Raw genomic sequence first — 5,324 nt, forward strand, 5'->3', positions numbered from 1 at the left:
CATCCACGGCCGGCAGCGCGCGCGTCAGACCTTCAACCGGGGCAATACAGTCGATCGAATGCTGCAAACCTTCCAGCGATGCAAAGTCGAGCTCGGCATTGCGCCATTGCAGAACCTTCACGGGGTCGAAGGCATGCGACTCGACGCGTTCCACCATTTCGTCGGTGAAATTATCGCATTGTCCCGTCACGCCGAACGTGCCGTCGCGCAGATGGCGGCCGGCGCGGCCGGCAATCTGGCCGATCTCGCCTGGCGTCAGGTTGCGATACTGAAAGCCGTCGAACTTCTGGTCTTGGGCAAAGGCGACATGATCGACATCGAGGTTGAGCCCCATGCCGATCGCGTCCGTGGCGATCAGGTAATCGACGTCACCCGACTGATAAAGCTCGACCTGCGCATTGCGTGTGCGAGGGCTTAGCGCGCCCAGCACCACGGCGGCTCCACCGCGCTGACGCCGGATCAGCTCGGCAATGGCGTAAACGTCATCGGCGGAAAACGCCACGATCGCCGATCGGCGCGGCAGGCGCGTGATCTTCTTGGAGCCGGCATAAGCGAGATGCGACATGCGCGGCCGCGACACCACCGAAATCCCGCGCAGCAATCGCTCCAGAATGCCGCGCATCGTGCCGGCGCCAAGCAGCAGCGTTTCTTCGCGGCCGCGAAGATGCAGGATGCGGTCGGTAAAGATGTGGCCGCGCTCGAGATCGCCCGCCAGCTGCACTTCGTCGATCGCCACGAAGGCCGCATCCGTTTGGCGCGGCATTGCTTCCACAGTGCAAACTGAATAGCGCGCGTTCGGCGGCTTGATCTTTTCCTCGCCGGTAATCAGCGAGACCTTGTCGGCGCCCACCTTCTCGCAAACGCGGGCATAAACCTCGCGAGCGAGCAGCCGCAGTGGCAGGCCGATCAAGCCGCTCGAATGCGCAACCATGCGCTCGATCGCTAGATGGGTCTTGCCAGTATTGGTGGGTCCGAGAACGGCGGTCACATCGCGCCCGGATAAAACAAGCGGCGCCGGGGGCCGGAAGGAAGATGCTGTCATGCGGAAAAAGTCGTCTCCGGCAAAGGCGGCAAGTGCAGGCGCGGCAAGAGCATGTCGCACACGCCGAAGCCCCTGATATAGAGGGTCTTGTGCGGGGATCACAGGTCCGAAACACATTCAGCTGACGCGGCCGGCGTTAATACCTGGAACGGCGCCCGAACGAATCGCTGACGAATCGCTCACGCCACCCAATTCGATCTTTGTTCACCGCTAGTAATAGTGGCGTTGGCTTTGTCAGGATCAACATGCTGATCGACCGAACTCACCGATTGCTTCAGAACAGCCGGTAATCGTTAACAGCGTGACCCCAACCGTCGATCAACTACGCCCCGCACCCCAGGTAAGGTGCGCGCTGCAAGACTTTGCTAAACTCCCTGAAACAAAGCTTAGCCGCACCGCTCCGACCAATCATCGCTCTTGTAAAACTTCAGAGCGGATCGGGAACGAACCGGCGACGAATCGCTACTTCAGCACTTTTCCTGCTTTGTTCACGGCTAGATCTGGTGGCTGACAGCGCCATCCACACCGTTATGCACAGCCAATCCACACGCTTCGCACAAAGCGCCAAAGTGGATTGTTAATCATCCGTCCCGATTTGGAACAAACGCGATGATCGCCTAGCTCATATATTGCCCGCCATTGGCCGCCAGCGTCGCGCCGGTGATGAAGCCGGCATCGTCGGAGGCCAGAAACAGCACGCAACGCGCGATCTCCGACACTTCGCCCAGCCGCCCGACCGGGATCTGCGCGATGATCCCCTCGCGCACCTTTTCAGCCACCGCCATGACCATGTCGGTGGCGATATAGCCGGGGGTGATGGCGTTGACGGTAATTCCCGCCCGTGCGCCTTCAAGCGACAAAGCGCGTGTGAAACCGAGATCGCCGGCCTTGGCGGCGGCATAGTTCACCTGCCCCATCTGCCCCTTCTGGCCGTTAATGGAGGATATGATGATCACCCGCCCAAAGCCCCGCTCCCGCATGCCCGGCCATACTGGATGCGTCATGTTGAAGACGCCGCTGAGATTGGTGTCGATCACCTCGCGCCACTGCTCGGGCGTAATGCGATGAAACATGCCGTCTCGCGTGATGCCCGCATTGTTGACGAGGATCTCGACCGGGCCGAGTTGTGCCTCGACCTTTGCCAGCCCAGCGACACAGGCTTCGTAATTGGCGACTGACCATTTGAAGACCGGAATTCCGGTTTCAGCCTCGAAGCGCGACGCCGCTTCATCGTTTCCGCAATAATTTGCGGCCACTGAATAGCCAGCCTCACGCAGGGCGATTGATATTGCGGCCCCTATGCCGCGCGTTCCTCCCGTCACCAAAGCCGTTCTGGCCATGTTATCTCCTCCCGATGACTTCCGATTATTGGTCCAAGAAGAGACAAAGGTCCAGTCGTCTCGTGCGGTTACTTAAGAGTCGCGGAAAAGCCGCGTCGTTTCTGCGCGCGTACTTGAACGTTGCACTGCACAAACTTGGAACCATGCGCTGCACAATTCTCTTTCAATTGCCCTCGATTTGCGCATAGTCTCCTCTCAGAGCCAGCAAACAGTTGCCAGCCCCGCAGTGTCGTGGGCCATTGGGAGGCGAATATATGCCCGCAAAAGGCGAAACGGTGACGATCAAGAAGTACGCCAATCGCCGTTTGTACAATACGGGCACGAGTACCTACGTCACGCTGGAAGACCTCGCCGAAATGGTAAAGCGCGGCGAAGACTTCACCGTGCAGGACGCCAAGACCGGGGACGACATCACCCATCCCGTGCTGACGCAGATCATCTTCGAGCTGGAAAACAAGAACGGCCAGGCCATGCTGCCGATCGCCTTCTTGCGCCAACTCATCGCCTTTTACGGCGACCAGATGCAGATGATCGTGCCGAGTTTCCTGGAACAGTCCATGCTAGCCTTCTCCAAGGAGCAGCAACTGTTCCGCGATCAGATGAACACGCTCGGCAAGACGCCCGTCAATCCGATGAACGTCATGGCCATGCCGCCCATGAAGGCGATCGAGGAACAGACCCGCCGCAACATGGAAATGTTCCAGAACGCGATGCGCATGTTCTCGGCTTTCCCGGCTGCAACCACCCAGCCTGAACCGGCCGAGCCATCGCCCAAACAAGCCGCCGACGATCTTTCTGAGTTGAAAGATCAAATCGCCGCGATGCAGAAGAAGCTCGACTCGCTCAACCGCTGAGCGCCGACGCTCTTGCTCCAACGCCATATCGCCGAATGGCGCGCTTTGTGCGCGCTAACGCACCCGTTCTGCGCTGCCAAATAGCCGGATTGCGCTCTGGAACACGCAAAGCGACCCGCCTTCAAACGCAAAAAAGGCCGGCATTAAGCCAGCCTTTTAAAAGCAATCCTGCAGAAAAGCTTAGCTTTCCTTGGGGTCCAGCACCTGGCGGCCGCGATACATGCCGGTCTTCAGATCGACATGGTGCGGGCGGCGCATTTCGCCGGAATTCTTATCTTCCACATAGGTCGGAGCCTTGAGGGCGTCCGCCGAGCGGCGCATGCCGCGCTTGGACGGCGAGGTCTTTCGTTTAGGTACGGCCATTTTCAGCTCCATCGTCCGGCTATGTCTTGCGCGCGAGCCCACGAGTGAGCGACGGCGGCCGGCCGGTGTTTTCCGTTGAGGTGGCGTGCCTATACACAACGCATAGACATTTGGCCAGATCATGCCTGCGAAAAAATCCGAACGCGCTTAACGCACGCAGCCCGTATAACCGCCGGAATTGCCGGCCATCCGCTGCACCCGGTCCGCAAGCCGGCTCAGATTGCGCGTCGGCCCGCCCGGATCGCGCCCTAGCGGATTGGGCAGCGCCACCGCCAGCAAGGCCGCTTCGCGCGGCGTCAGATCCTTGGCCGCCTTGCCGAAATGGTAAAGCGACGCGGATTCGGCTCCGTAGATGCCGGGACCCCATTCCACGATGTTGAGGTAGATTTCCAGGATCCGCTTTTTGGACAGCACCCCGTCGAAATAGATCGCCAGCGGTGCTTCCAGCGCTTTGCGCAGGAACGACCGGCTGTTCCAGAGATAAAGGTTCTTCACGGTCTGCATGGGGATCGTCGACGCTCCGCGCGTTTCCTCGCCCGCCAGCGCATCCTGGATCACGCCATGCAGCTCGCGCAGATCCACGCCGTGATGCGAGCAGAATTGTCCGTCTTCCGACATGATCACGGAAAAGCGCAGCGCCGGCGCAATCTCTTCGATCGGCACCCAGCGCCGGTCATACCCCTCGAAGGTCACGGCGTCGCGCAGCATCAGGGTTGAGATCGGCCGTATGCCCGGCACGGCATAGATCAGGGTCAGCACGACCGGGATCAGTCCCAGAACCACCAACACGAGAAACGCGCGCCGAAGCCACCGCCGCAGCGATGGCGGGCTCCTCAGCGGTCCGCGTCCCCTTGGTGGTGGTGGCATGACTGGCTCTTGATCTAGCTCGACGGCCGGTATGCTCACACAACGACTCCCGCTCAAGCCCTCGTCTAGAACAGATTGTTGGAGGATTGAAGGCCCGCTTCACCCATTCGATCACGCAATGCCTGCACTTGACCGAACTCTCGGTTCCGTTCATCGCAGACACATGGACACATCCGCCAATTCCGCCTTCGAACAGTTGCTGGGTGCCAGCGCGCAAACAGTCGAGACCGAGCTGCGACGGCTGCTCAGCGATCATCCGCGTGCCGGCGAAGTCACGCGCCCGCTGCACCTCATGCAGGCCGCGCGTCACGGCGTGTTGAACGGCGGCAAGCGTCTCAGGCCGTTCCTTGTGCTGGAAAGCGCTTCCTTGTTTGACGCACCGCCTTCCGCTGCCCTGCGGGTCGCCGCCGCACTCGAATGCGTCCATTGCTATTCGCTGGTCCATGACGACCTGCCGGCCATGGACGATGACGATCTGCGCCGTGGCCAGCCCACAGTCCATAAAGCCTTTGACGAGGCCACCGCGATCCTGGCAGGCGACGGTTTGCTGACGCTGGCTTTCGACATCCTGGCCGACGACGACACCGCTCTGCCCGCCGCCACGCGCCTCGCCCTGATCTCCGGCCTGTCACGCGCATCCGGCTTCGGCGGCATGGTGGGCGGTCAGGCGCTTGATCTCGCAGCCGAAAAGTCGACGCCGGATGAAGCCGGCATCATCACGTTGCAAGCCATGAAGACCGGCGCGTTGATCCGCTATGCCTGCGAAGCGGGCGCCATCCTCGGTGGCGGCAGCGATGAGGATCGCGAGCGCCTGCACGGCTTCGGCGCCGCCATCGGCCTCGCCTTTCAGCTCGCCGA

The 5,324-nt window shown here is 60.8% G+C and carries 6 protein-coding genes; 2 read left to right on the forward strand and 4 right to left on the reverse strand.

Going from position 1 to position 5,324, the window contains the following annotated elements; all coding sequences use genetic code 11:
* Together RTX98_RS19705 and phbB are read right to left on the reverse strand one after the other, a co-directional pair.
* On the reverse strand, positions 1-1,042 hold a 1,042-nt coding region (locus RTX98_RS19705; RefSeq protein WP_312798563.1), incomplete at its 3' end, for a helicase-related protein.
* 617 nt (positions 1,043-1,659) lie between these two features.
* Positions 1,660-2,382, reverse strand: a complete 723-nt coding sequence (gene phbB / locus RTX98_RS19710; protein WP_312798564.1) for an acetoacetyl-CoA reductase — start codon at positions 2,380-2,382, stop codon at positions 1,660-1,662.
* Between the two features lie 254 nt (positions 2,383-2,636).
* Between phbB and phaR the strand changes: the two genes are divergently transcribed.
* A complete protein-coding gene (gene phaR / locus RTX98_RS19715; RefSeq protein WP_312798566.1) occupies positions 2,637-3,236 on the forward strand; it encodes a polyhydroxyalkanoate synthesis repressor PhaR in 600 nt (199 codons plus the stop codon).
* A 180-nt stretch (positions 3,237-3,416) separates the two neighbouring features.
* Here the strand turns inward: phaR and rpmF are convergent, their stop codons facing one another.
* A complete protein-coding gene (gene rpmF / locus RTX98_RS19720; protein ID WP_189505053.1) occupies positions 3,417-3,599 on the reverse strand; it encodes a 50S ribosomal protein L32 in 183 nt (60 codons plus the stop codon).
* A 147-nt stretch (positions 3,600-3,746) separates the two neighbouring features.
* Complete coding sequence (locus RTX98_RS19725; protein WP_189505052.1) at positions 3,747-4,466, reverse strand: biosynthetic peptidoglycan transglycosylase; 720 nt, start codon at positions 4,464-4,466, stop codon at positions 3,747-3,749.
* Positions 4,467-4,629: 163 nt separating this feature from the next.
* Here RTX98_RS19725 and RTX98_RS19730 point away from each other — a divergent pair.
* A partial coding sequence (locus RTX98_RS19730; protein ID WP_312798569.1) for a polyprenyl synthetase family protein occupies positions 4,630-5,324 on the forward strand: 695 nt, incomplete at its 3' end.

It is taken from the genome of Tianweitania sp. (genome assembly GCF_032053605.1).
GTDB lineage: Bacteria > Pseudomonadota > Alphaproteobacteria > Rhizobiales > Rhizobiaceae > Tianweitania.